The sequence below is a fragment of the Aminobacter sp. J44 genome (assembly GCF_007829415.1).
Lineage (GTDB): Bacteria > Pseudomonadota > Alphaproteobacteria > Rhizobiales > Rhizobiaceae > Aerobium.
Window position 1 is genome coordinate 97,813 of sequence record NZ_VLJG01000003.1, and the last position, 23,154, is coordinate 120,966.

At 63.1% G+C, this 23,154-nt stretch carries 24 protein-coding genes; 11 read left to right on the plus strand and 13 right to left on the minus strand.

Going from position 1 to position 23,154, the window contains the following annotated elements; genetic code table 11:
- Positions 1-20: 20 nt before the first annotated feature.
- The gene (dnaN, locus tag L610_RS02000; protein WP_144702001.1) at positions 21-1,139 is read right to left on the minus strand and encodes a DNA polymerase III subunit beta; all 1,119 of its coding nucleotides are present in this window, start codon (positions 1,137-1,139) and stop codon (positions 21-23) included.
- Between the two features lie 162 nt (positions 1,140-1,301).
- On the minus strand, positions 1,302-2,786 hold the full coding sequence (gene dnaA, locus L610_RS02005; RefSeq protein ID WP_246658894.1) for a chromosomal replication initiator protein DnaA: 1,485 nt from the start codon (positions 2,784-2,786) through the stop codon (positions 1,302-1,304).
- 698 nt (positions 2,787-3,484) lie between these two features.
- On the opposite strand from dnaA, the gene L610_RS02010 reads away from it, so the two are divergent.
- Positions 3,485-3,664: a hypothetical protein gene (locus L610_RS02010; RefSeq protein ID WP_144702007.1), complete on the plus strand. Its 180-nt coding sequence runs from the start codon at positions 3,485-3,487 to the stop codon at positions 3,662-3,664.
- 25 nt (positions 3,665-3,689) lie between these two features.
- Here L610_RS02010 and rpsT read toward each other — a convergent pair whose 3' ends face one another.
- The 7 genes from rpsT to L610_RS02045 all read right to left on the minus strand — a co-directional run bounded on the left by rpsT (position 3,690) and on the right by L610_RS02045 (position 8,990).
- Positions 3,690-3,956 carry a 30S ribosomal protein S20 gene (gene rpsT, locus L610_RS02015; RefSeq protein WP_024846321.1) on the minus strand — a complete coding sequence of 89 codons (267 nt, stop codon included), beginning with the start codon at positions 3,954-3,956 and terminating at the stop codon, positions 3,690-3,692.
- 160 nt (positions 3,957-4,116) lie between these two features.
- Entirely contained in the window at positions 4,117-4,890 is a 774-nt protein-coding gene (locus L610_RS02020) for an enoyl-CoA hydratase (protein WP_144702010.1), read from the minus strand.
- Between the two features lie 20 nt (positions 4,891-4,910).
- Entirely contained in the window at positions 4,911-5,792 is an 882-nt protein-coding gene (gene mutM, locus L610_RS02025; protein ID WP_024846319.1) for a bifunctional DNA-formamidopyrimidine glycosylase/DNA-(apurinic or apyrimidinic site) lyase, read from the minus strand.
- A complete protein-coding gene (locus L610_RS02030; RefSeq protein ID WP_024846318.1) occupies positions 5,785-7,014 on the minus strand; it encodes a phosphopentomutase in 1,230 nt (409 codons plus the stop codon). Before L610_RS02030 ends, mutM begins: the two co-directional genes overlap by 8 nt.
- Before the next feature lie 106 nt (positions 7,015-7,120).
- Entirely contained in the window at positions 7,121-7,762 is a 642-nt protein-coding gene (locus tag L610_RS02035) for a TadE/TadG family type IV pilus assembly protein (RefSeq protein WP_024846317.1), read from the minus strand.
- 17 nt (positions 7,763-7,779) lie between these two features.
- Positions 7,780-8,364 carry a TadE/TadG family type IV pilus assembly protein gene (locus L610_RS02040; RefSeq protein WP_245263621.1) on the minus strand — a complete coding sequence of 195 codons (585 nt, stop codon included), beginning with the start codon at positions 8,362-8,364 and terminating at the stop codon, positions 7,780-7,782.
- Between the two features lie 200 nt (positions 8,365-8,564).
- On the minus strand, positions 8,565-8,990 hold the full coding sequence (locus L610_RS02045; protein WP_024846315.1) for a pilus assembly protein N-terminal domain-containing protein: 426 nt from the start codon (positions 8,988-8,990) through the stop codon (positions 8,565-8,567).
- Positions 8,991-9,289: 299 nt separating this feature from the next.
- On the opposite strand from L610_RS02045, the gene L610_RS02050 reads away from it, so the two are divergent.
- The 9 genes from L610_RS02050 (at position 9,290) to L610_RS02090 (ending at position 18,099) form a co-directional block, all read left to right on the plus strand.
- Positions 9,290-9,460 (plus strand): Flp family type IVb pilin, encoded by a 171-nt coding sequence (locus L610_RS02050; RefSeq protein WP_144702013.1) that lies wholly within the window; start codon positions 9,290-9,292, stop codon positions 9,458-9,460.
- A 118-nt stretch (positions 9,461-9,578) separates the two neighbouring features.
- Positions 9,579-10,100, plus strand: a complete 522-nt coding sequence (locus L610_RS02055) for a prepilin peptidase (protein WP_144702016.1) — start codon at positions 9,579-9,581, stop codon at positions 10,098-10,100.
- A gap of 117 nt (positions 10,101-10,217) precedes the next feature.
- Positions 10,218-11,036 (plus strand): Flp pilus assembly protein CpaB, encoded by an 819-nt coding sequence (cpaB, locus tag L610_RS02060; protein ID WP_144702019.1) that lies wholly within the window; start codon positions 10,218-10,220, stop codon positions 11,034-11,036.
- Between the two features lie 8 nt (positions 11,037-11,044).
- Complete coding sequence (locus tag L610_RS02065) at positions 11,045-12,571, plus strand: type II and III secretion system protein family protein (protein WP_144702037.1); 1,527 nt, start codon at positions 11,045-11,047, stop codon at positions 12,569-12,571.
- Positions 12,572-12,585: 14 nt separating this feature from the next.
- A complete protein-coding gene (locus L610_RS02070) occupies positions 12,586-13,278 on the plus strand; it encodes a CpaD family pilus assembly lipoprotein (RefSeq protein WP_024846311.1) in 693 nt (230 codons plus the stop codon).
- Positions 13,279-13,296: 18 nt separating this feature from the next.
- The gene (locus L610_RS02075; RefSeq protein ID WP_144702022.1) at positions 13,297-14,565 is read left to right on the plus strand and encodes a CpaE family protein; all 1,269 of its coding nucleotides are present in this window, start codon (positions 13,297-13,299) and stop codon (positions 14,563-14,565) included.
- Positions 14,566-14,592: 27 nt separating this feature from the next.
- Positions 14,593-16,092 carry a CpaF family protein gene (locus tag L610_RS02080; RefSeq protein WP_024846309.1) on the plus strand — a complete coding sequence of 500 codons (1,500 nt, stop codon included), beginning with the start codon at positions 14,593-14,595 and terminating at the stop codon, positions 16,090-16,092.
- Complete coding sequence (locus L610_RS02085; RefSeq protein ID WP_024846308.1) at positions 16,089-17,090, plus strand: type II secretion system F family protein; 1,002 nt, start codon at positions 16,089-16,091, stop codon at positions 17,088-17,090. The genes L610_RS02080 and L610_RS02085 overlap by 4 nt, the downstream gene beginning before the upstream one ends.
- Positions 17,091-17,100: 10 nt before the next feature.
- Positions 17,101-18,099, plus strand: a complete 999-nt coding sequence (locus L610_RS02090; RefSeq protein WP_024846307.1) for a type II secretion system F family protein — start codon at positions 17,101-17,103, stop codon at positions 18,097-18,099.
- Between the two features lie 59 nt (positions 18,100-18,158).
- Here the strand turns inward: L610_RS02090 and L610_RS02095 are convergent, their stop codons facing one another.
- The 4 genes from L610_RS02095 to miaB form a co-directional block, all read right to left on the minus strand.
- The gene (locus L610_RS02095; RefSeq protein WP_024846306.1) at positions 18,159-19,274 is read right to left on the minus strand and encodes a hemolysin family protein; all 1,116 of its coding nucleotides are present in this window, start codon (positions 19,272-19,274) and stop codon (positions 18,159-18,161) included.
- A 27-nt stretch (positions 19,275-19,301) separates the two neighbouring features.
- Positions 19,302-19,766 carry an rRNA maturation RNase YbeY gene (gene ybeY, locus L610_RS02100; protein WP_024846305.1) on the minus strand — a complete coding sequence of 155 codons (465 nt, stop codon included), beginning with the start codon at positions 19,764-19,766 and terminating at the stop codon, positions 19,302-19,304.
- A complete protein-coding gene (locus L610_RS02105; RefSeq protein ID WP_051473055.1) occupies positions 19,763-20,758 on the minus strand; it encodes a PhoH family protein in 996 nt (331 codons plus the stop codon). Before L610_RS02105 ends, ybeY begins: the two co-directional genes overlap by 4 nt.
- A gap of 71 nt (positions 20,759-20,829) precedes the next feature.
- Positions 20,830-22,233 carry a tRNA (N6-isopentenyl adenosine(37)-C2)-methylthiotransferase MiaB gene (miaB, locus tag L610_RS02110; RefSeq protein ID WP_024846303.1) on the minus strand — a complete coding sequence of 468 codons (1,404 nt, stop codon included), beginning with the start codon at positions 22,231-22,233 and terminating at the stop codon, positions 20,830-20,832.
- A 72-nt stretch (positions 22,234-22,305) separates the two neighbouring features.
- On the opposite strand from miaB, the gene L610_RS02115 reads away from it, so the two are divergent.
- Positions 22,306-23,154, plus strand: an 849-nt coding sequence (locus L610_RS02115; RefSeq protein ID WP_144702025.1) for a hydantoinase/oxoprolinase N-terminal domain-containing protein, incomplete at its 3' end; no start/stop codon positions are given.

A 23,154-nucleotide genomic window follows, 5' to 3' on the forward strand; every position in this document is an offset into this window, starting at 1 on the left:
CGGCAGCGGACGATGCGCGGTTAGACGCGCATCGGCATCAGCACGTAGAGCGCATGCTCGTCGCTGGTGTCATGGATGAGGGTCGGCGAGCCGGCGTCGGCGAGCAGGAAGCAGGCCTCGGAACCGGAAAGCTGAGCGGCGACGTCGAGCAGGTACTTGGCGTTGAAGCCGATCTCGATCGGGTCGGCACTGTAGTCGGCCACCACTTCTTCCGTCGCGCTGCCCGAATCCGGGTTGTTGACGGTGAGCGTGACGAGCCCGTCGCCGATCGACAGCTTCACCGCGCGGCCGCGCTCCGACGAGATGGTCGAGACGCGGTCAACGGCCTGGGCAAAGCTCTGGCGGTCGATGACCAGCTTCTTGTCGTTGCCGGTCGGGATAACGCGCTGGTAGTCCGGGAACGTGCCGTCGATCAGCTTCGAGGTCAGCACCACAGTGCCGATGGTGAAGCGGATCTTGGTGTCGGAAAGCTCGACCCTGACGGAAACGTCCGGCGTATCGACGAGCTTCTGGAGCTCGCTGACGGTCTTGCGCGGAATGATGATGCCCGGCATGCCTTCCGAGCCCGAAGGCGCCTCCACCTCGGCGCGGGCAAGGCGGTGGCCGTCGGTCGCGACCGAACGCAGGGTCAGGCGTCCGCCGTCCTCATGCGTGTGGAAGTAGATGCCGTTGAGATAGTAGCGCGTTTCCTCGGTCGAGATCGCGAACTGCGTCTTCTCGATCAGGCCCTTGAGGGCAGAGGAATCGATGCTGAAGCTGTGGGTGAAGGAGCCTGCAGTCAGCTCCGGGAAGTCGGCCTGCGGCAGGCACTGGAGACGGAAGGACGAGCGGCCGGAAATGACCGTCATCGCATTGCCGTTCTCGTCGAGCTTGAGCATCACTTCCGAGCCGTCCGGCAGCTTGCGGACGATGTCGTAGAGGAGATGCGCGGGAACGGTGGTGGCGCCTGCCTGCTCGATGCTGGCCGCGGTCGCTTCCGTCACTTCCAGGTCAAGGTCGGTCGCCTTCATCTCGAGGCTTTCGCCCGTGGCCGACAAGAGGACGTTCGACAGGATCGGAATCGTGTTCCGTCGCTCGACGACGCGGTGAACGTGGTTGAGTGACTTCAGCAGGTTGGAGCGTTCGAGAATGACACGCATGACACGCAGGATCCCGCAGCAAGTTTTACAGAAAGGCCAGTATTTCCAGTGACGTTGGCTGGCGCAAATGGAAAATGACCCTGACGGGAAACCGGCCGGAAGGCAAGCCATCCAGCCGGTTTTGATCGTCGCAGTGGGCGATCTTTCAACAGATCGCGGCGTTTAGCTCGTCTGTTCGCTGATCAGACGCTTCAGGAGCTCGACTTCCTGTGCGAGCGTGTTGTCGGAGCCGGTGAGGCCCTCGATCTTGCGCACCGCGTGCAGCACGGTGGTGTGATCGCGGCCGCCAAAGCGGCGTCCGATCTCCGGCAGCGAGCGCGGGGTCATGACCTTGGCCAAGTACATGGCGACCTGGCGCGGCTTGACGATCGTGCGCGTGCGGCGGTTCGACAGCAGCTCGACCTTCGACACGTTGTAGTGCCGGGCGACGATGCGCTGGATATCCTCGATCCGCACGCGCTTGGGTTCACCCGAGCGGTACATGTTCCCGAGAACTTCGTCGACCCACGCGATCGACACTTCCGGCTCGAACGACTGGCGGAACAGGATCTGGTTGAACGCACCTTCCAGCTCGCGGCCGCTGCCGGTCACGGTCTGGGCGATGTGCGACAGGATCTCGTCCGGAAGCTTCAGCGACGGATCTTCCGCAGCTGCCGCCTCGTAGCGCTGGCGCAGGATGGCCAGGCGCATCTCGTAGTCGGGAGCAGCAAGTTCGAGTGCCACACCGCCGTTGAGGCGCGAACGCACGCGCGGCTCGAGCGATTCCAGCTCTGCGGGCGGACGGTCCGCCGCGACCACCACCTGCTTAGCGCTGTCGAGCAGCATGTTGATGAGGTGGCAGAACTCATGCTGGATCGACTTGCCCTGCAGGAACTGCATGTCGTCGATGATCAGCAGGTCGATGTCGCGCAGCTGCTCCTTGAGGTGCAGCGCATAGTTGTCGCGGATCGCGGTTGCGAAACGCCACATGAAGTACTCGGCCGTCAGGTACACCACGCGGGCCTGCGGACGGCGACGGATCGCCTCGGCGGCAATCGCCTGGAGGATATGAGTCTTACCAAGACCGACCGACGCGTGCAGGAACAGCGGGTTGAAGCGCAGTGCGTTCTGCGAGAACTCAGCCACTGCACGTGCTGCCGCGAGTGCCACGCGGTTCGACGGGCCTTCGACGAAGGACTCGAACGTGTAGCGCGCGTCGAGCGGAGAGCCGAGCACGGACTGCTTGCCGCCCTGCGGTTCCTGAGATGCGGCCTGCGACCGCGGCGCGGCCGGCTTTGCCGTGTGCTCAACGCTTGGAGCAGGGGCCGCCGCGGCCGCTGCCGGTGCTGCCGGACGCTGCGGAGTGCGGACCGGTGCCCGCTCCTCAACCGGCTGGACGACCGTACGGGCCGCCGAACGAACCACGATCTCGACCTTGAGCGTGGACGGATCGCCCTGCTTCCAGAGTTCCGAGATCAGCTCGACATAGTGGCTGTTGATCCACTGGCGCAGGAACGCCGTCGGAACCGACAGTCTCACCAGACCACGAGAGGCTTCTGCCAGCTGCATTCTGCCGAACCAGCTGGAGTAGACGTCATTGCCAAGCCGGGCCTTCAGTTGCGCCTTCACGCGCTCAAAGTTTGCCTCGGGCCCGCTCGACTGCGTCATGCCATCACCCTCGTCAATACCCCTGCCCTGAATCAGCGAGGCTGTCTCGCCTCGCGCCGCCATGCCGCCTTGCATGTAAAATATCCCTGTCTTTGACGCCCAGAGCGCGACCCTGCCGATTGTGTCTCGATCGTCTGTGTCGGATCCCGATCGTGTCGGGTTTTCCCGGCTTGATGCCGCGCTGTTAAATTCGTTGCCTTCGTAACCTGCGCTTGGTCCCCTGCTTTCCCTTTCGTCAAACCAAACCCACCAGCCCGAGGACAGGTCCCCGCTGTAAGGTAGTCAAAAGATGTCGCTCTCAGGGCGCGGGCCCTGAGTCAAAATGTCTTACGGGTAGGTAGTCCCCTTCGTACCGAAGGACAAAAGACGGCTGCCGTGAACTCGCGTTCACGCGTACTGTCTCCGCTGTCTGGCTTGATCAGCAAGGCTTTTGGCCTCGCCCTTCGATGCCCAGACACTACAAAAAATGGCGTTGGATGGGCAAGTGACCCTCTGGCAATTTTTGCCGAGTCAGCTTCGCTTCGGGTCTTGACTCGCGAACCGCCGAGCGGGCGTGAAACGCAAAGTCTTTTTGATTCAAAACCTTTCGCGAGGCTTGCCGAGAATCACCCTCGAGCAAGAAAATCTTCTTGACATTCCGGGAGCGGCGCTGAGCCCGTGAGAGAATCTGGTGAAGAATCTGAACCGCAGATAACCAATTGAAAAAGCACGATTTTTTATGCGGAAATTGCGGTCGCGGGATTCGACAAAAACCCGGATTTTTTGAAACCGGAATCGTTGGCCGGCGAAAATTTTCGGCTGCCGCAGGGGCAGCGAAACGCTATGCCCAGGAAAATCCGGACAACAAAAAACCCGGCGCCGAGGCACCGGGTTCGTGAAACGCGAATGAAGAGAAGCGAAAGCTTACGCGCTGAGCGTCTTCAGGCGCTTAGCAAGGCGCGAAACCTTGCGAGAAGCCGTGTTGCGGTGGATGACGCCCTTGGAAGCGGCGCGCATCAGCTCCGGCTGAGCTGCGTTGAACGCTTCCTGTGCTGCTTCCTTGTTGCCCAGTGCCAGCGCTTCCTCGACCTTGCGAAGGAAGGTGCGAACGCGCGAGCGGCGGTTCTTGTTGACCGCAGTGCGGCGGGCGATTTTTCGCGTAGCCTTCTTGGCCGAAGACGTGTTGGCCATGGTGCCTCTCTCTCGAAACTGATGTCTATGCTCGCAAGTCCGTACCAGTTAAGCACCGACACGAGCACACTTTATAACACAAGGGGCGGCCGTGGGCCGCCTCAGTTGGGCTGGCTTATAGAGGAGCTTTCCCGATCCGTCAACGCTTGAATCCGCCGCCTCAGCGGTTCGTGAAATTGGGCTTCCGCTTCTCCACGAAGGCGGTCATGCCCTCCTTCTGATCATCGAGCGCAAACATCGAGTGGAACAGCCGGTGCTCGAAACGCAGGCCCTCTGAAAGGGTGGTTTCGTAGGCGCGGTTGACCGCTTCCTTGTTCATCATGATCGCGGGCAGCGACATGCTGGCGATCTTCTCGGCGGCAGTAATTGCCTCGTTGAGGAGATCGGCCACCGGCACGACGCGCGAGACGAGTCCCGAGCGCTCGGCCTCGGCGGCATCCATCATGCGGCCGGTCAGGCACATGTCCATCGCCTTCGACTTGCCGACGAAGCGGGTGAGCCGCTGCGAACCGCCCATGCCCGGCATGACGCCGAGCGTGATCTCCGGCTGGCCGAACTTGGCGTTGTCGGCGGCGATGATGAAGTCGCACATCATCGCAAGCTCGCAGCCGCCGCCAAGCGCATAACCGGCAACCGCGGCGATGATCGGCTTGCGGATGCGCTGGAGGGCATCCCAGCCCGCGAAGAGGTCGGCGCTGAAGACATCGGCATAGGTCTTCGACTGCATCTCCTTGATGTCGGCGCCGGCGGCAAAGGCTTTTTCCGAACCCGTCAGCACGATCGCGCTGACGCCCTCGTCTGCGTCGAAGGCCAGGGTCGCCGCGACCACCTCTTCCATGACCTTCGTGTTGAGCGCGTTGAGCGCCTGCGGCCGGTTCAGGGTGATCAGGCCGACTTTGCCGCGGGTTTCGACGAGGATTGTTTCGTAGGCCATGCGTGGTCTCCCTGGAAAACTCAATTCTGGCATGAGGTGCAGTAGAAGGTCGAGCGCCCGCCCTGGACCATGCGGCCGATCGTGCCCTCGCAACCGGGCCGCAGGCAGGGCTGGCCGGTGCGATCATAGACCCGGAACGAGTGCTGGAAATAGCCCATCGACCCGTCGGTCTGCACGTGATCGCGCAGCGACGAGCCGCCGGCCTCGATCGCCTCAGCAATGACCTCGCGGATGGCGCTGGAGAGCTGCTCGCAGAGCGATGCGTCGGCGGCGATGCTGCCGGCCTCGCGCGTCGGGTTGATGCCGGTGCGCCAGAGCGCCTCGCAGACGTAGATGTTGCCAAGCCCGGCGATCAGCCGCTGGTCGAGGAGGGCGGCCTTGATCGGCGTGCGCTTAGCCCCGAGCAACTGGCTGAGCAACTGGCCATCCAGCGCATTGCCCGTCGGCTCAACGCCAAGGCCCGCAAGCGAGGGATGGCTGTCGAGCGAACCGGCATCGGTGAACAGCATGAAGCCGAAGCGGCGCGGGTCGTTGAAGATCACGCGCTGGTACGCGCCCGCTCTGTCCTCAAGGTGGAAGACGACGTGGTCGTGCGCCTCGTTCTTCGAGCGCTCATGGTGAAAGTCGCCGACGACGTCGTCGTTCTCACCGGAACGGATCCGAAACGAGCCGGACATGCCAAGGTGGCAGATCAGCACCGGGTCGCGGTCGACATGTATAATAAGGTATTTGGCGCGCCGGCCGAGCGAGACGATCCGCCGGCCCGTCAGCGCCTCGACGAAGTTTTCCGGGAAGGGGAAGCGCAGGTCCGGGCGGCGCTGCTCGACCTTGCGGATGAGCGCGCCTTCCATCACCGGTTGCAGCCCGCGCCGGACGGTTTCGACTTCGGGAAGTTCAGGCATTTGACGAAATGAGGTCCAGGAAGGAAGTGCCGTGGCGGCCGGGTGCGATGCCGAGATGGGCGGCAACCGTCTCGCCGATGTCGGCATAGGTCGGTCGCACGCCAACGGAGCCCGCCTTCAGCTTCGGCCCGGTGCCGAGAATCGGCACGCGCTCGCGGGTGTGGTCGGTGCCGCGCCAGGTCGGGTCGCAGCCGTGGTCGGCCGTAAGGATCAGCATGTCGCCGTCGCGCAGCCGCGAAAGAGCCTCGGGCAGGCGCGCGTCGAAAGCTTCCAGCGCGGCGGCATAGCCCGGCACGTCGCGGCGGTGACCGAAATTGGTGTCGAAGTCGACGAAGTTGGCGAAGATGAAGTCGCCGTCACCGGCCTCGTCCATCGCCTCCAGGAGCGCATCGAACATGCGCATGTTGTTCGGCGCCTTGCGCAGCGTTGACACGCCGCGATGGGCAAAGATGTCGCCGATCTTGCCGACGGCATGGGTCTTGCGGCCGCCCTCGACCACTCGGTCGAGTAGGGTGGGCTCCGGCGGCGGAGTGGCAAAGTCCTTGCGGTTGGGGGTGCGCACGAAGGTCTCGCGCGTTTCGCCGACGAAGGGGCGGGCGATCACCCGGCCGATCTTGAGCTCGTCCGCCAGCCGGCGGGCGATGCGGCACACCTCGTAGAGCCGCTCGAGGCCGAAGCGCTCCTCGTGCGCGGCGATCTGGATGACGGAGTCGACCGATGTGTAGATGATCGGCTTGCCGGTGCGCAGGTGCTCTTCGCCATATTCCTCGATGACGGTCGTCCCGGCGGCGTGCTTGTCGGCCAGAATGCCGGGAAGGCTCGCTTCGCGGATCAGCGCCTCGGTGAAGGAAGCGGGGAAGGCCGGATGGGTATCCGGGAAATAGCCCCAGTCGAAGCGGACCGGCAGGCCGGCGATCTCCCAGTGGCCGGACGGCGTATCCTTGCCGCTCGAGGTTTCGGTGGCGGCGCCGAAGAAGCCCGAGGTCGTTGCGGCCGGAAGGTCGCGTCCGTGGGCGAGCGCCGCCGCGTGGGCAAGGCCCAGCGATGTCATGTGCGGGAGGTTCAGCGGGCCGGAGCGCAACCCTTCCGCATCGCCTTTGCCTGCGGCGCAGCCGGCTTCGATATGGCCGTAGGTATCAGCTCCGTCATCGCCGAATGCGGCGGCATCGGGCGCGTTGCCGATGCCGAAGGAGTCCAGAACGACGAGGATTGCGCGGGACATCCGGCTTCTCTTGCTGGTGAAGGTTCAACCAGAGATATGACCGCCGTCCCGCCTTGGCAATCCGCATTGAACTCCTGCCAGCAGTCGCGGAAGATTAAATTGCCATTCACGCGCTCGGGCAGGTGGACGTATCCCATTTGACTTCCGAACTCAGGCGACCGCGCAGGTAATATGTCTCCGCCATGGGGATGTTATCGAACGCCGACATGAGTCCGAGGGACGCCTTCTCGTCTGCAGCCCAGGCGATTATGGGGCGGTAATCGAGGCTTGTTTGGACGCGAACAAGATATGTTCCCCTGATCTTAAGAGCGGCCGGAATAGATACTTCGCTGCCGATCGGAGCTCCTGCAGAGGAGGTGTTGTTGACGGACTTGCGGGACCAGTCGACGGTTGCCTTGGGGTTGGTTTCGTCGCTGATCTTGATGCCGGTAATTTCTATTGAGGGAACCGTGCGATCATAGGGATAGATCGTCGCTTGGCCAATATCGATGATATTGTCCAGTTTAGTTGGATTGACGCATGTCTGCTGCGTAACGAGGTCGGCAACCATCGAGGAAATACGGCTGACCTTCTTGTTCGTCTCCAGCGCCAGTGTCACTTCCATGGTCATGAAGTAGAGCACGAGCAGCAGCGGCGCGATCATCGCGAACTCGACGGCTGCGACGCCGCGACGGTCGCGGACCATCGATGACACTGCGGCCGTTATCCTGCCGGCGAGACGCTTGGAGTAGAAGGCAAATATGCTCATTGTCCGTTCCCCGCCGCTCAGTCTTCGAATGGTTCGTTCTGCCAGGTGACGCTGGCGAAATGGAGCGTGTTGCCGCCCTTGAGGTTCGACATTGACTTGCGCAGGAGGTCGGTCATCACCGGCCAGCGGTAGAAGGCGCGCAGCTGGTTGATCGTGCCGGATTTGCCCGGCTTGATGTCGAAGCCGGTGTCGTCGATGTCGTCGTCGCTCGTGTACTTGATCTTGACCGCGGCGGCCTGCGAGAAGGTCGTGTAGTTCTTGAGGTCGACGAGAAGGCCAGGGCAGCCCGTGGTCACCACGATCTGGATCTGCTCGCAGATCTTGTTGCGGACGAGGTTCTTGTTTGCCTCGACGTCGGCGGGCCTGATCTGGCCGGTGCGGAACTGGCGGGCGACGTTGTCGGTTGCGTTCATCAGCAGCTGCTGCCCCGCAAAGGAGATGCAGCTCTCAAGGATCGCAAAAACGAGGAGCGAGAAGGGCAGCGCCAGCGCCGCAAATTCGATCGCGATGGCGCCATCGCGGTTGCGCGCGAAGCGCTGCAGCCAGTTGCGTATCTTCATCGAGCGCGACTTCGACGGCCGCCCGTTCCTGAGGTGTACCATGCTGTCCCCCGCCACCGTACATCTCGAAGGACGTTACACCAGCCGTGTTGATGTCCCGTTTTGAGCGCAATTAGAATTGTGACGTCCGCAGCAACACTTCGTTAAAGGCCGCGGCCGCGATGCGGTTAAAGCAACGCCCGTACTCTTTATAATAATGCGCGTGTAAAGACTGGCTTGCGGCAGATGATGATTGCTGAGGCTCAGAAACCCGCGTTCATTGCAGCTTCCGAGCGCTGCTCTTCATCATTCTTGAACGCGCTCTCGCAGAACGGCGAGCAAGACAGCGTCTGCACCTGCGAGCGCCGGTAGATGCGCACCGAATTGGCGAAGCTGCGCGAAACCACGACCTGCTCGTCGACGACGACATTGCCTCTGTCATCCATGACGACGAGGTTGGTCACGCCAAAACCCTTGCCGGTGAGCACGATGGTCGACGGATCCTGGACGGACGCGTCGGCGATCTGCGGGTTGCCGATAATGATGGTGTCAGCCGGTCGCGCCAGCTTAACGATCCTGGCCTGGTTCATCTGTACCTCGATCGCCTCCGCGCTGGCGTGTCCCGCCAGAAGAGCCGATCCCACAAACCCCAGCGCGGCTGCAGCCGCCTTAGCCATCACGTGACGCATTATCAGCGATCTCCCGCTCCACCACCTGCCGGAAGATGAATCAGATTGGTGAATCAACGGTTAAGCGTTCTTGCGAATGGAAATTGCGCAGAGTTGCGCGGGACGTGCGCGAATGCTTTAAAAGCAGTACGAATACTTCATTGCCATTTAACCAAATCGAATAGTCGCGGAAATAAAGACTTCGGTAATCCTGTTTCTTAAGCAGGTGGCAACAGCTCCTCTGTAATGTCCGGGCATCCGATCGACACGGCAGAACGTTGACGGAAGTGCTGTAAACACATGGAGCTAGGAGACCTCTAATGTCGAAGATTATCGCACGCTTCATCAAGGATGAATCCGGCGCGACTGCCATCGAGTATGGCCTTATCGCCGCCCTTATCGCACTCGCCATCGTTGCCGGTGCTACGACGCTTGGTGAGAACCTGAGCGCTCAGTTCAATCATATCGCTGGCAAGCTGAAGACCAGCTAATTCGCTAATATCCAGTTTTGCAAAGGCCACCCAGCGGTGGCCTTTTTTGTTTCAGCCCTCACCAAAGGTTAAGCTGTTTGCGGAAAGATCCGCGTCGCGGAGATTTCCAGGAGTCGTCATGCTTGAAGCGCTGATATTCGTCGTCTTTCCATTCTGCATGGTCTACGCGATGGTGTCGGACATCCTGTCGATGACGATTGCGAACCGTGTGCCGGTGATTCTGGCAGCAACCTTCGCCATAGTCGCGCCGCTGACCGGCATGGACATGTCGGCCTATGCGATGCACTTCGGGGCAGGGGCGCTGGTTCTGTGCGTGACCTTTGTGCTGTTCGCGCTGCGCGCGATGGGCGGCGGCGACGCGAAGCTGCTGGCCGCTACTTCCCTCTGGATGGGCTTTTCGCTCGAGCTGCTGCAGTATCTTGTCCAGGCGGCGATACTGGGTGGTATTCTCACCTTGGGAATACTTCTTTACCGGGGTTCTGTGGCTGCCGTATTTACAGGGGATAACGTTTTTACACGCAATCTGGCGAATAAGCACGTTGGAGTACCATATGGTATTGCATTGGGTGCTGCTGGCTTGATGGTTTATCCGTCAACACAACTGATGCACTGGGCAGTCGCGCGCCTTGTTACTGGCTAGGATGCGATAAAAACAAAATTAAGCATCCCCGTAAGGTTTCAATTAACCATAATTTGACGATTGCGAGGTCAATGTCCGGATCGGCTTAGTGGAGCGCCGAGTACGAGGTCCGGACGAATGGCACCATCCCGTGTGATTATACTCGGAGTCGCTGTAGCGACAGCTGTGGGGGCTGGCTATGTCGCAAAGAACATGGCGACGCCGGCTCCGGCTGAAGCGACTCCCGAATCCGTACAGCAAGAACCAGCGATCAGCCTGACGGAAGTCTTGGTGCTGAGCGCGGATGTGCCGATGGGCGCGCCGCTCGGCGGGAACATCACCTGGCAGGCATGGCCGTCCGACGGCATCAATGATGCCTTCATCACCAAAGAACAGGATCCCAACGCCCTTGAGGAACTGACCGGGGCGCTGGCACGCGTTCCGCTTTACTCGGGCGAGCCGCTGAGACGCTCCAAGCTGATCGGCGAGGGCCACAGCTTCATGTCCGCGGTGCTGCCTGCAGGCAAACGGGCGGTGGCGACGCAGATCGCGGCCGATACCTCGGCCGGCGGCTTTATCCTGCCGAACGACAATGTCGATGTGATCATGACGCGCCGGGCGCCAGAGGGCAGCGGCAGCGCGAGCGGTTACGTCACCGAAACAATCCTGAAGAACATCCGCGTCCTGGCGATCGACCAGAACATGCAGGAGGACGAGGAGGGCAAACTAGTCCGGGTCGGCGACACCGCGACGCTCGAGCTCACACCGCAGCAAGCGGAAATCATTACGGTGGCGCAACAGATGGCTGATCGCCTCACGCTTGCGCTGCGTTCGGTGGCGGATGCGACCGAGAAAGTCGACGAAGAAGCAGATCACTTGCTGTCCGGCAGCGGGCGGCGCGGAACGGTGCGCCTGATCCGTTCGGGCGAGGTAACGGAAGTGGGGGCGGGCAAATGACCGCAAGGATGACGTTTCTGCGGCTGGGTGGGGCAGCAGTCGCAACATGGCTAGCAGTAGGCAGTGCTTTGACTGCATTTCCGACCGCATCGTTTGCCCAGGGTACGGTGACGGTCTCGCCGCAGTCGGCGCACCAGCGGATCAAGCTCGGCCTCAACAAGTCGCGGGTGATCGAGCTGCCGCGCGACGCCTATGACATTCTGGTCGCCAACCCGGCAGTCGCCGACGCGGTGACTCGGACGGCGCGACGCATCTACCTGTTCGGCAAGACGGTCGGCGAGACGAACATCTTCGTGTTCGGCCCGAACGGCGAGCAGGTGGCGAGCCTGGAGATCCAGGTCGAGCGCGATGTCGCGGGGCTCGAGGGCCACCTCAAGAAGTTCCTTCCCGAATCCGAGATCAGCGTCGAACTGATCAACGACAACGTTGTGCTGACGGGCACCGTCCAGACGCCGCTCGACGCCAAGCGCGCCGAAGAACTGGCGCGGATCTTCGTCTCCGGCGGTGAAGCGACGACCGGCCAGTACGCGATGACCGCGGCCGGCGGCAACGCAGCCGGCGGTGTCGACATCAACAACCCGGACAGCGAGCGTCGTACCAGCCGCATCGTCAACATGCTGAAGATCGTCGGCGAGGATCAGGTGACGCTGAAGGTCACCGTCGCTGAAGTCAGCCGCAACGTGATGAAGCAGCTGGGCGTGGGATTGTTGGCCGAGGGTAACTCAAATGGAATCACCTGGGGCGCAATCAGCGAGCAGGCGATGGGCCTCGGTAACGTCGCGGGTTCAAGCGTCAGCCTGTCGCGCAGCTGGAGCAACGGTCTCATCGACGGCTACATCAAGGCGATGGAACAGGCCGGCGTGATGAAGACGCTCGCCGAGCCGACCCTGACGGCGGTGTCCGGCGAAAAGGCGACCTTCCGCGTCGGTGGCGAGTTCAACATCCTCAATGGCGTCGACTCGCTGCGCAACGACGAAAACCAGAATGGCGACGTCAAGCTGAGCTACAACAAGATCGAGTATGGCATCGGCCTAGAGTTCATGCCTGTCGTGCTGTCGCCCGGCCGCATTAGCCTGAAGGTTCGCACGCAGGTCTCCGAGCCGACCAACGAGTCGCCCGGATTCGGCTCTGGTAGACGCGGCGAGGCCTACAACACGATTTCGCTGCGCAAGCGCCTTGCCGATACGACGATCGAGCTTCCCTCGGGCGGCTCCATGATGATCGCTGGCCTCGTGCGCGACGACGTGCGCCAGGTGGCGAACGGCCTGCCTGGCCTGTCGAAGGTGCCGGTTCTCGGCACGCTGTTCCGCAGCCGCGACTTCGTACGCAATGAGACCGAGCTGGTCATCATCGTCACGCCTTATCTCTCGAAGCCGGTTGCGCGCACCGCACTCGCCAAGCCGGACGACAATTTCAACCCGGCGAGCGATGGCGCCGGCATGTTCCTGAACCGCGTCAACCGCGTCTACGGAAGCATGAAAACCGACAAGCCTGCCGGGCGCTACCACGGCGTGGTTGGCTACATTTACAAGTGATCGGGGACGGACAGATGTCTGAAGGGGCTTTCACGACAGCACTGCGCATCAAGCGCGTGTCGGCACTTGCCGCTATCGCGGCCGCCGCTCTGGTGGTGGGCTGCGCCAACCGCGACAGCATCACCGTCGGCTCGGTGCCGGACGACTACCGCACCAACCACCCGATCGTGATCGGTGAGCGCGACAAGAAGGTCGATATTCCGGTGGGCAGCATGGATCGCGGTCTCACCCGCGTGCAGAGCACGATCGTCGACGGCTTCATCGCTGGCTACGACCGCAAGGCCGCACCGGCAGTGTCGGTGATGGTGCCGCACGGATCGGGCAACCAGGCAGCAGCCCGTCTCGTCGCCGAGGGCATTGTCAAGCGCCTGCGCAAGCGCGGCGTGCCGGAGGGCCACATCGTCCACCAGCCCTATGATGCTTCGCAATACGGCGCATCGGCACCGATCCGGCTCGTTTACTCCGAGATGGCGGCATCGACCGGCCCGTGCGGCCGCTGGCCAAAGGACCTGATGGACACTTCCGACAACAAGCACTGGGCGAATTTCGGCTGCTCCTACCAGAACAACCTGGCAGCGCAGATCGCCAATCCGGCCGACCTTCTCGGGCCGCGCCAGCCCGGCGAGATCGATGCGGCCCGCCGCGGTGTCACGATCGACGATTATCGTGACCGGCTGTCGGGCTGGGACTCCGAAGTCGAATACTGACGGTAGTGGGGGGCAGCGATGAACAGTCTAGCCTTTGACGTGAAGGGCGCACGCGAGGAAAACTCGGCGGCTCTGAACGACCTGCGGCCAATTCCGCGCATTTCGATCCAGGCGTTCTGCGAGACGGAAGGCGTGGCGGCACCGATCGAGCGCGCCGCACTCGACCGGCGCATGGCAAAGGCGCACCTCAAGGTGCACATGGGCGGCATCGCCACCGCCATCGAGTTCTACCAGCACGCGCAGACGCCGAACCTGATCATCATCGAGTCTCGCGAGGAGCCGCGGCAGCTGCTGGCATCCCTCGGCCAGCTCGCCGAGGTGTGCGATGCCTCGACCCGGGTGATCGTCATCGGCCACTACAACGACGTGTGGCTCTACCGCGAACTGATCCGCTTCGGCATCTCGGAATATGTCGTCGCGCCGATCACGCTGGTCGACATCCTCTCGGTCATTTCCGGCATCTTCGTCGGCCCGGACGCGGATCCCATCGGCAAGGCGATCGCCTTCGTCGGCGCCAAGGGCGGCGTCGGGTCCTCGACGATCGCCCACAATGTCGGCTGGGCAATGTCGTCGCTGTTCACCTCCGAGGTGATCGTCGCCGACCTCGACCTGGCCTTCGGCACCGCCAACATCAATTTCGACCAGGACCCGGCTCAGGGCATCGCGGAGGCGGTGTTCTCGCCGGAGCGGATCGACGAGATGTATCTCGACCGCCTGCTCGCGCAGTGCGCCGAGCACCTGTCGCTGCTGGCGGCACCTTCGATGCTCGACCGCACCTACGACTTCGACGCGGACGCCTTCACCCCGATCATCGAGGTGGCGCAGCGTTCGGCGCCGCTGCTGGTTCTCGACGTGCCGCACATCTGGAGCAACTGGTCGAAGACGGTGCTGGCTCAGGCTGACGAGATCGTCATCACGGCAACGCCCGAACTCGCCAACCTGCGCAACGCCAAGAACCTGGTTGATACGCTGAAGAAGATGCGGCCGAACGACATGCCGCCGAAGCTGATCATCAACCAGGCGGGCGTGCCCAAGCGGCCGGAAATCTCGCCGGAAGACTTCGCCGATCCGCTCGGCATCGAGCCGATGGCGATCATTCCCTTCGATCCGGCATTTTTCGGCTCGSCSSCCAACAACGGCCGCATGCTGGGCGAGATGGATGCGAACCACGCCATCGTGAAGACGGTGAACGAGATCGCGCACGTGCTCACCGGGCGTGCGGAGGTGAAGGCGAAGAAGAAGTCGGGCCTTGGGGACATCATCAGCCGGCTTCGGATCAAGAAGTAAACCCAGTACGGACGAGCGGTCACTCAGATGTTTGGCAGAAGAGGCAACGACAGGGGAATGCGCGAGACGCCGGAACTCCGGCCCGCGCCAGCGCCGAGCGCACCCGGCGTGCCGGTTCTCGACGAGGTTGCGGTCAGGCCGCGCCCGGCGATCGACGCGCCGATGGGAGGCATGTCACAGCGCCTGGCCGATTTTGCACCGCCCATTTCCTCAGAGGTGCCGAAGGCCCTGAAGCGCGAGCGCAGCGACAGTTACTACGACACCAAGAGCCAGGTCTTCACGGCGCTGATCGACACGATCGACCTGTCGCAGCTTGCGAAGCTCGAACCCGACGCGGCGCGCGAGGAAATCCGCGACATCGTCAACGACATCATCGCGATCAAGAATTTCGCGATGTCCATCTCCGAGCAAGAGGAGCTGCTCGAGGACATCTGCAACGACGTCCTCGGCTACGGCCCGCTCGAGCCGCTGCTGGCGCGCGACGACATCGCCGACATCATGGTGAACGGCTCGAAAGAGGTTTACATCGAAGTCGGCGGCAAGGTCGAAAAGACCAGCATCCGCTTCCGCGACAACCAGCAACTCCTGAACATCTGCCAGCGCATCGTCAGCCAGGTTGGCCGCCGCGTCGATGAATCGAGCCCGATTTGCGACGCGCGCCTGCCCGACGGCTCGCGCGTCAACGTCATCGCCCCGCCGCTGTCGATCGACGGCGCGGCGCTGACGATCCGCAAGTTCAAGAAGGACAAGCTGACGCTCGACCAGCTGGTGCGGCTGGGCGCCATCACGCAGGAAGGTGCGGAGGTGCTCAAGATCATCGGCCGCGTCCGTTGCAACGTCATCATCTCGGGCGGTACCGGTTCGGGTAAGACGACGCTGCTGAACTGCCTGACCAACTACATCGACCGCGACGAGCGCATCATCACCTGCGAGGACTCGGCGGAACTGCAGCTGCAGCAGCCGCACGTGGTGCGCCTCGAAACCCGCCCGCCGAACCTCGAGGGCGAGGGCGAGGTCACCATGCGTGATCTGGTCAAGAACTGCCTGCGCATGCGCCCCGAACGTATCATCGTCGGCGAAGTGCGCGGACCGGAAGTGTTCGACCTGCTGCAGGCGATGAACACCGGTCACGACGGTTCGATGGGCACGATCCACGCCAACAGCCCGCGCGAATGCCTGAGCCGTATGGAATCGATGATCGCCATGGGCGGCTACACGCTGCCGCAGAAGACGGTTCGCGAGATCATCGTCGGTTCGGTCGACGTCATCATCCAGGCCGCGCGCCTGCGCGACGGCTCGCGCCGCATCACCCACGTCACCGAGGTGATCGGCATGGAAGGCGACGTCATCATCACGCAGGACCTGATCACCTACGATATCCAGGGCGAGGACGCACAGGGCCGCATCCTTGGCCAGCACATCTCGACCGGTGTCGGCCGCCCGGCCTTCTGGGACCGCGCGCGCTACTACGGCGAGGAAGCCCGTCTCGCCACCGCGCTCGAGGCGATGGAGAAGGGGGCACGATGAGCGGTACCTTGGTCTTCGTGGTTCTGGCGGCAATCAGCGCCGGCGCGCTCGCCTATGCCTTGCTGTTCAAGTCCGTCGAGAGCGAGCGCAAGGTTGGCCAGCGCCTGAACGCGATCAAGCGTGCGGAGACCGACGGCGCCTCGCTCAAGGCTTCGCGCGACCGCCTGGCGGAGGTCGCCCGGCGGCGCAAGTCGGTGCAGGATTCGCTCAAGGAACTGGAAGCGAAGGAAAAGAACCGCGACCAGAAGTCGAGGAAGCCGCCGCTGAAGGTCCAGCTCAAGCAGGCGGGCCTAGAACTGACGATTCAGCGGTTCTGGGTCTATTCGGTGATCTGCGGCGTTGCCTGCGCGTTCATTGCGCTCGTGATTGGTGCGCCGCTGCTGGTCGTTCCGGGCGCCTTCGTGGCCGGCATGTTCGGCCTGCCGCGCTGGATCGTTACCTTCATCCGCCGCCGCCGCGTCAACGCGTTCCTGGCGGAACTGCCGAACGCGCTCGACGTGATCGTGCGTGCAGTGAAATCGGGCCTGCCGCTCAACGACGCCGTCCGGCTGATCGCGGCCGAGGCGCCGGAGCCGGTGCGCACGGAATTCCGCCGCGTGGTGGAATCGCAGCAGCTTGGCCTGTCGCTGCCCGAGGCGGTTCTGCGCATGCCTGAAACCATGCCCTGCCCGGAGGCGAGCTTCTTCGGCATCGTCATCCAGATCCAGAGCCAGGCGGGCGGCAACCTCTCCGAGGCGCTTGGCAACCTGTCGAAGGTGCTGCGCGACCGCAAGAAGATGAAGGCGAAGATCCAGGCGCTGTCGATGGAAGCGAAGGCATCCGCCGTCATCATCGGCGCACTGCCGTTCATCGTCGCCTTCCTCGTCTACCTGTCGAGCCCGGGCTACATCATGCCGCTCTTCGTCCATCCGACGGGCCACTTCATCCTGGTCGTCTCCGGCCTCTGGATGTCCATGGGCATCTTCGTGATGAAGAAGATGATGAATTTCGAGATCTAGGGGGCTGCGCATGATCAAGCTGGTCGCCGATGCCGTAACCGATCCTTCCTTCGTGGCGGCGCTGGTCGTGTCGATCGCCGTGTTCGTCACGGTGATGACGCTGATGCCGTCGCTGAGCGGCGATCCGCTCAAGGCGCGCATGAAGGCAGTGGCGATCGAGCGCGACGAGCTGCGCGCGCAGCAGCGTGCACGCCTCGCGGCAGAGGCCGATCGGCGCCGCCGCGGCCTGCGCGAGGAGGCAACGCCGGCCGGCATGCGCAAGCTGGTGGAACGCTTGGATCTCAAGCGCGCACTCGCCGACGAGAACACGGTCAACAAGTTGAAGGTCGCGGGCTTCCGCGGCCAGAACCCGCTGACCTACTTCCTGTTCTTCCGGCTGGTGCTGCCGTTCGTCGGTTTCGCCCTTGGCCTGTTCTACATCTTCGTCATGGGCGGGCTGGCCGAGCAGCCGGTGTTCATGAAGCTGTTCGTCTGCGTCCTGCTGGCCTATGCGGGCTTCTATGCGCCGATCCTCTACGTCTCGAACCGTGCGCAGAAGCGCAAGCAGTCGATCCAGCGCGCCTGGCCGGATGCGCTCGACCTTCTGCTGATCTGTGTGGAATCTGGCATGTCGGTTGAGGCGGCGTTCCGCCGCGTCGCCGATGAGATCGGCGCGCAGTCGGTGGAACTGGCAGAAGAATTCGTGCTGACCAATGCCGAGCTGTCGTTCCTGCAGGAGCGCCGCCAGGCCTACGAAAACCTTGCCGCACGCACGGGCCTCGAGACGGTGAAGAGCGTGACGCAGGCGCTCACACAGGCAGAACGATACGGTACGCCCGTTGCGCACGCGCTGCGCGTGCTCGCCGCCGAAAGCCGCGACATGCGCATGAACGAGGCCGAGAAGAAAGCCGCGGCACTGCCGCCGAAGCTGACAGTGCCGATGATCCTGTTCTTTCTGCCGGTGCTGTTTGCCGTGATCCTCGGTCCGGCCGGTATTCAGGTGGCCGAACGCGGGATCTTTCCGAACTAAGTCTTTGCTTTAGCGCATTTCCGGACGGAAAACCGGTTTCCACTTTTCCTGGAATTGCGCTAATTCGAAGCCGCTTCCGGCTGGCTAGCGAGCGCATCAGTAGCGCCCTGTTCCTCACGCGCTGCGGATTTTGCAGCGGCGCGGCGGCGTTCTGCCGCCACCCTCGTCTGGACGATGCGCACGCGCTTGACGCGGCGCGGGTCCGCATCGAGAACGTGGAACTCGAAGCCCGGGATCGCACGGACGACTTCGCCACGGGCCGGAACACGGCCCAGCGTGTTGAAGATCATGCCGCCGATCGTGTCGACGTCCTCGGCATGTTCGCCCGCCTTGAAGGCGTCGCCAATTACTTCCGCGACTTCCTCGATCTCCGCCTTCGCATCGACCAGGAACACGCCTTCGGACGCGCGGACGATCATCGGTTCGTCATCGTCGTGCTCGTCTTCGATGTCGCCAACGACCATCTCGACCACGTCCTCCAGCGAGACGAGGCCGTCGGTGCCGCCATATTCGTCGATCACCAGCGCCATCTGGATGCGCTCGGCCTGCATGCGCGCCATCAGGTCTGATGCAAGCATGGACGGCGGCACGAACAGCACCGGACGAATGATGTTCGCCTCTTCGACCGTCTGCGACAGGTCGACATTGGCAAGGTCGAGCGAACCGCTGCTGTGGCCGTTCTTGCGGCCGCGGCGCTTCTGCTTCGCCAGGCGGGTGACATGGCCGACGACGTCGCGGATATGAACCATACCGCGCGGGTCATCGAGGTTCTCGTGGTAGACCGGCATACGCGAGCGGCCGGACTCCTCGAACAGCATCAGCAGATCACCGAGCTTGGTCGAGAGGTCGATCGCCTCGATGTCGGCGCGCGGCACCATGACGTCCTCGACGCGCAGTTCGCGCAGCCGCAGGATGTTGTTGAGCATCGCGCGTTCGGCCGGCGAGAAGGTCGATCCCGTGTCCTCCGTGGCGTCGTCGGAAAGGGCGTCAGCCAGGTCTTCACGCAGATTCGAGCCGTTCCGATGCCGGAATCGTCCGAACAGACGGTCTATGATGGATGGTATCGCGCCGGTTCGCCCGGCGGATGTACTGTGGGCTTCGCCAGATTGTTCGGCGCCCTGCTGGCCGCCATTACCCTGCTCTGCAGGGGCGGCCTTCTGTGCGTTCTCGTTCATCGCTTCCAGATCGTTGGACGATTCCAGTTACTCATATGGATCGGGAATATCAAGTCTGGCAAGGATACGGCGCTCAAGCGCCTCCATCTCCTCGGCCTCTTCCTCGTCCTCGTGATCGTATCCTAGCAGGTGCAGCTGTCCGTGTACGATCAGATGCGTGAGATGGTGATCGAACGGCTTTTTTTCCAGAGTGGCCTCGGATTCGACCGTCTCGTAGGCGATGACGATGTCGCCCATCATGGGCGACAGCGGGTCGCCCGGAGCGGTGTCAAATGCCGGAAACGACAGCACATTTGTCGGCTTGTCCTTGCCGCGCCATTCGCGGTTGAGGACCTGGATGTGCGCATCGTCGGTGAACAGCAGCGAAAGCTCGCTGTCGCCTTCGAGGCCAAGCTCGGCGAGGCACGCGTCAACGGCAGTGTTCACAATCGCGTGAAGAGTCTCCTCCGGAGCCCAGCTGCCGGCCTCGACGGTGATGTCAATGTCGATCAAATGTCTTCGCGTCCCTTCGGCCCGGCGCCCGCGCCGTGCCGGTCATAAGCCTTGACGATCTCGGCGACCAGGTGATGGCGCACGACGTCGACGTCGCTGAATCGGACCGTCACGATACCCGGCACGCCGTCCAGCACCTGCAGCGCCTCGACCAGGCCCGAACGGGTGTTCGGCGGCAGGTCGATTTGCGAGGGATCGCCGGTGACGATCATGCGGCTGCCTTCGCCGAGACGCGTCAGGAACATCTTCATCTGCATCGATGTGGTGTTCTGCGCCTCGTCGAGGATCACGGCGGCATTGCGCAGCGTGCGGCCGCGCATGAAGGCGAGCGGGGCGATCTCGATGACCTCGGCGGCAATCGCGCGTTCGACCTTGTCGGCCGGGATCATGTCGTAGAGCGCGTCGTAGAGCGGGCGAAGATAGGGGTCGACCTTCTCCTTCATGTCGCCCGGCAGGAAGCCGAGGCGCTCGCCGGCCTCGACGGCGGGGCGCGAGAGGATGATGCGCTCAACCAGGCCGCGCTCGAGCAGCATCGCCGCGTGCGCGACGGCGAGGTAGGTCTTGCCGGTACCGGCCGGGCCGATGCCGAACACGAGCTCGGAGCGCTCCAGCGCGCGCATATACGCGTCCTGGTTGGCGGACCGCGCATAGATCGTGCGCTTTCGGGTCGATATCTGCGCGGCGTTCATCTTGCCCTTGCGTTCGAGTGTCGGCAGCGTCAGCTGGTCGTCGGTGGCGACTGCGATCCGCACCGCGCCGTCGACGTCCGACGGCGAGAGCTCGGCGCCTTTCTGCAGCAACTCGTAGAGATAATCGAGCGCACGGCGCGCATGTTCCGCCGCCGTTGGCTCGCCCTTGATGCTGAGCTGGTTGCCCTTGGAGCTGATTTCGATGCCGAGCTTCTGTTCCAGCCTTGCGAGGTTCTCGTCGAACTGCCCGTAGAGGGCACTCGCGAGTTTGTTGTTGTCGAAGGTCAGGACGATGTGCGCCATGTCAGATGCCCCGGAGGGCAGTGCTTTCAGGTCGGTGGCGGCGCTCAAATAACGTCTCTCCTCGGTAGGCCTCAGGCCGGGACGGCAAAGAGGCTGTTGGGACCCGCACTCGTGATTCGCACCTTGATAATGTCGCCGATTTGGGCCGCGTTTTCATCAACAATAACGGGCTGCAACCAAGGCGAGCGGCCCACAATCTGGCCGGGTTTGCGGCCCGGTTTCTCGATCAGGGCATCCATCTCGAGGCCGACGCGTGAGGCGGTGAAGGCGTGCTGCTGTTCCATCAAGAGGGCCTGCAGCCGCTGGAGCCGTTCGTCCTTGACGCTTTCCTCGACCTGAAACTTCATATCCGCGCCCGGCGTTCCCGGACGTTGCGAATATTTGAACGAGAAGGCCTGGGCGTAGTTCACCTCGCGGATGAGCTGCATGGTCGCCTCGAAGTCCTCGTCCGTCTCGCCGGGGAAGCCGACGATGAAGTCGCCGGACATGGCAATGTCCGGCCGCGCCTCGCGGATGCGCTCGATGAGGCGGATGTAGTCCTCGGCCTTGTGCTTGCGGTTCATCGCCTTGAGGATGCGGTCGGAGCCCGACTGCACCGGCAGGTGCAGATAGGGCATCAGCATCGGCAGGTCGCGATGGGCAGCAATCAGGTCCGCGTCCATGTCGCGCGGATGGCTGGTGGTGTAGCGCAGGCGCGCGATGCCGGGGATCTCGGCAAGGCGGAACAGGAGCTGCGCCAGTCCCCATTCCCTGCCGTCCGGGCCTTCGCCATGCCAGGCGTTGACGTTCTGACCAAGGAGCGTCACCTCGCGCACGCCGGCATCCGCAAGCCGCTCGGCCTCGGCAACGATCTGCGAGACCGGGCGCGAGATTTCCGAGCCGCGCGTATAGGGCACCACGCAGAAGGTGCAGAACTTGTCGCAGCCTTCCTGAACGGTGAGGAAAGCGGTGACGCCGCGGCTGCGCACGGCTGCCTTCTGCAGCTGCGGCAGGTGCTCGAACTTGTCCTCGATCGCGTATTCGGTTTCGACGACCTTCTCGCCGCCAAGCGCCTTCTTCACCACCTGCGGCAGGCGGTGGTAGGTCTGCGGGCCGACAACCAGGTCCACCACCGGCGAGCGGCGGATGATCTCGTCGCCTTCGGCCTGCGCGACGCAGCCGGTGACGCCGACGACCATGTCGCGGCCGGTGGCCTCGCGGCGCTCCGCCTTGAGCTTGTTGATGCGGCCGAGCTCCGAATAGACCTTCTCCGCCGCCCGTTCGCGGATGTGGCAGGTGTTCAAAAGGACGAGGTCGGCATCCTCGAGCGTCTCGGTCTGCGCATAGCCGTCCGCCGTCAGCGCATCGGTCATGCGCTGCGAGTCATAGACGTTCATCTGGCAACCATAGGTCTTGATGAAGACCTTCTTGGTCGGAGCGGCGATGACAGCCTCGCCACGTGGCTCTTCGCGGGTGATCGTGTCGTTCAGTTCCATGCCGCGTCTCTAACGCTTTTCGGTCGCAAATGACAGATGCTTTGGTGCGCGCCTTCGGCTAAAGCGGAGCACATGTCTGCTTCCAATAAGTCCTCTTCCAGCCTTTTTCTCGGCATCGATACCGGCGGTACATACACCGACGCGGTGCTGTGGGACGAGTCCGCGGGTCCCAGGGGCGAAGTGCTCGCCAAGGCAAAGTCGCTGACGACCCGCCACGACCTCGCCGAAGGCATTTCCGGCGCGGTGGACCGGGTGCTTGAAAAGGCGGCGGTGCCGGCCGCGAGCATCCGGCTGGTGTCGATGTCGACGACGCTCGCCACCAATGCGCTGGTGGAAGGGCAGGGCGGGCGCGTCGCGCTCGTTATGGTCGGCTTTTCCGAGGACGATCTTGATCGCGCAGGGCTGCGCGCGGCACTCGGCTCCGACCCGGTGATCTTCATTCCCGGCGGTCATGACGTGCACGGCAACGCGCAGCTGCTCGACACCTCGAAGCTGGAAGAAGCGCTGCCGGAACTTGGGACAAGCGTCACCGGCTTTGCCGTCTGTGCCTACTTTGCCGTGCGCAACCCGGCGCATGAGCTGGCAGTCTCCGAACTCATCCGCGAGCGCACCGGGCTCCCCGTGACGTCGAGCCACGAGCTGTCGGCCAAACTCGGCGGGCCGCGCCGTGCGCTGACGACGCTGCTCAATGCCCGGCTGATCTCGATGATCGACCGGCTGATCGCGGCGACTGAAGGTTTTCTCGCCGCGCGCGGGATTGCGGCGCCGCTGATGGTGGTACGCGGCGATGGCGCGCTGGTGTCTGCCTCCTTTGCCCGGCGCCGACCGATCGAGACGATCTTGTCCGGCCCGGCCGCCAGCCTCGTCGGCGCGCGGCACCTCACCGGCCTCGACGATGCGGTTGTCTCCGACATCGGCGGC

Bases quoted from the DNA above. Each gene is read 5' to 3' on its own strand.
- dnaN (WP_144702001.1), bottom strand. From the start codon at position 1,139: ATGCGTGTCATTCTCGAACGCTCCAACCTGCTGAAGTCACTCAACCAC.
- dnaA (WP_246658894.1), bottom strand. From the start codon at position 2,786: ATGACGCAGTCGAGCGGGCCCGAGGCAAACTTTGAGCGCGTGAAGGCG.
- rpsT (WP_024846321.1), bottom strand. From the start codon at position 3,956: ATGGCCAACACGTCTTCGGCCAAGAAGGCTACGCGAAAAATCGCCCGC.
- L610_RS02020 (WP_144702010.1), bottom strand. From the start codon at position 4,890: ATGGCCTACGAAACAATCCTCGTCGAAACCCGCGGCAAAGTCGGCCTG.
- mutM (WP_024846319.1), bottom strand. From the start codon at position 5,792: ATGCCTGAACTTCCCGAAGTCGAAACCGTCCGGCGCGGGCTGCAACCG.
- L610_RS02030 (WP_024846318.1), bottom strand. From the start codon at position 7,014: ATGTCCCGCGCAATCCTCGTCGTTCTGGACTCCTTCGGCATCGGCAAC.
- L610_RS02035 (WP_024846317.1), bottom strand. From the start codon at position 7,762: ATGAGCATATTTGCCTTCTACTCCAAGCGTCTCGCCGGCAGGATAACG.
- L610_RS02040 (WP_245263621.1), bottom strand. From the start codon at position 8,364: ATGGTACACCTCAGGAACGGGCGGCCGTCGAAGTCGCGCTCGATGAAG.
- L610_RS02045 (WP_024846315.1), bottom strand. From the start codon at position 8,990: ATGCGTCACGTGATGGCTAAGGCGGCTGCAGCCGCGCTGGGGTTTGTG.
- L610_RS02050 (WP_144702013.1), top strand. From the start codon at position 9,290: ATGTCGAAGATTATCGCACGCTTCATCAAGGATGAATCCGGCGCGACT.
- L610_RS02055 (WP_144702016.1), top strand. From the start codon at position 9,579: ATGCTTGAAGCGCTGATATTCGTCGTCTTTCCATTCTGCATGGTCTAC.
- cpaB (WP_144702019.1), top strand. From the start codon at position 10,218: ATGGCACCATCCCGTGTGATTATACTCGGAGTCGCTGTAGCGACAGCT.
- L610_RS02065 (WP_144702037.1), top strand. From the start codon at position 11,045: ATGACGTTTCTGCGGCTGGGTGGGGCAGCAGTCGCAACATGGCTAGCA.
- L610_RS02070 (WP_024846311.1), top strand. From the start codon at position 12,586: ATGTCTGAAGGGGCTTTCACGACAGCACTGCGCATCAAGCGCGTGTCG.
- L610_RS02080 (WP_024846309.1), top strand. From the start codon at position 14,593: ATGTTTGGCAGAAGAGGCAACGACAGGGGAATGCGCGAGACGCCGGAA.
- L610_RS02085 (WP_024846308.1), top strand. From the start codon at position 16,089: ATGAGCGGTACCTTGGTCTTCGTGGTTCTGGCGGCAATCAGCGCCGGC.
- L610_RS02090 (WP_024846307.1), top strand. From the start codon at position 17,101: ATGATCAAGCTGGTCGCCGATGCCGTAACCGATCCTTCCTTCGTGGCG.
- L610_RS02095 (WP_024846306.1), bottom strand. From the start codon at position 19,274: ATGAACGAGAACGCACAGAAGGCCGCCCCTGCAGAGCAGGGTAATGGC.
- L610_RS02105 (WP_051473055.1), bottom strand. From the start codon at position 20,758: ATGGCGCACATCGTCCTGACCTTCGACAACAACAAACTCGCGAGTGCC.
- miaB (WP_024846303.1), bottom strand. From the start codon at position 22,233: ATGGAACTGAACGACACGATCACCCGCGAAGAGCCACGTGGCGAGGCT.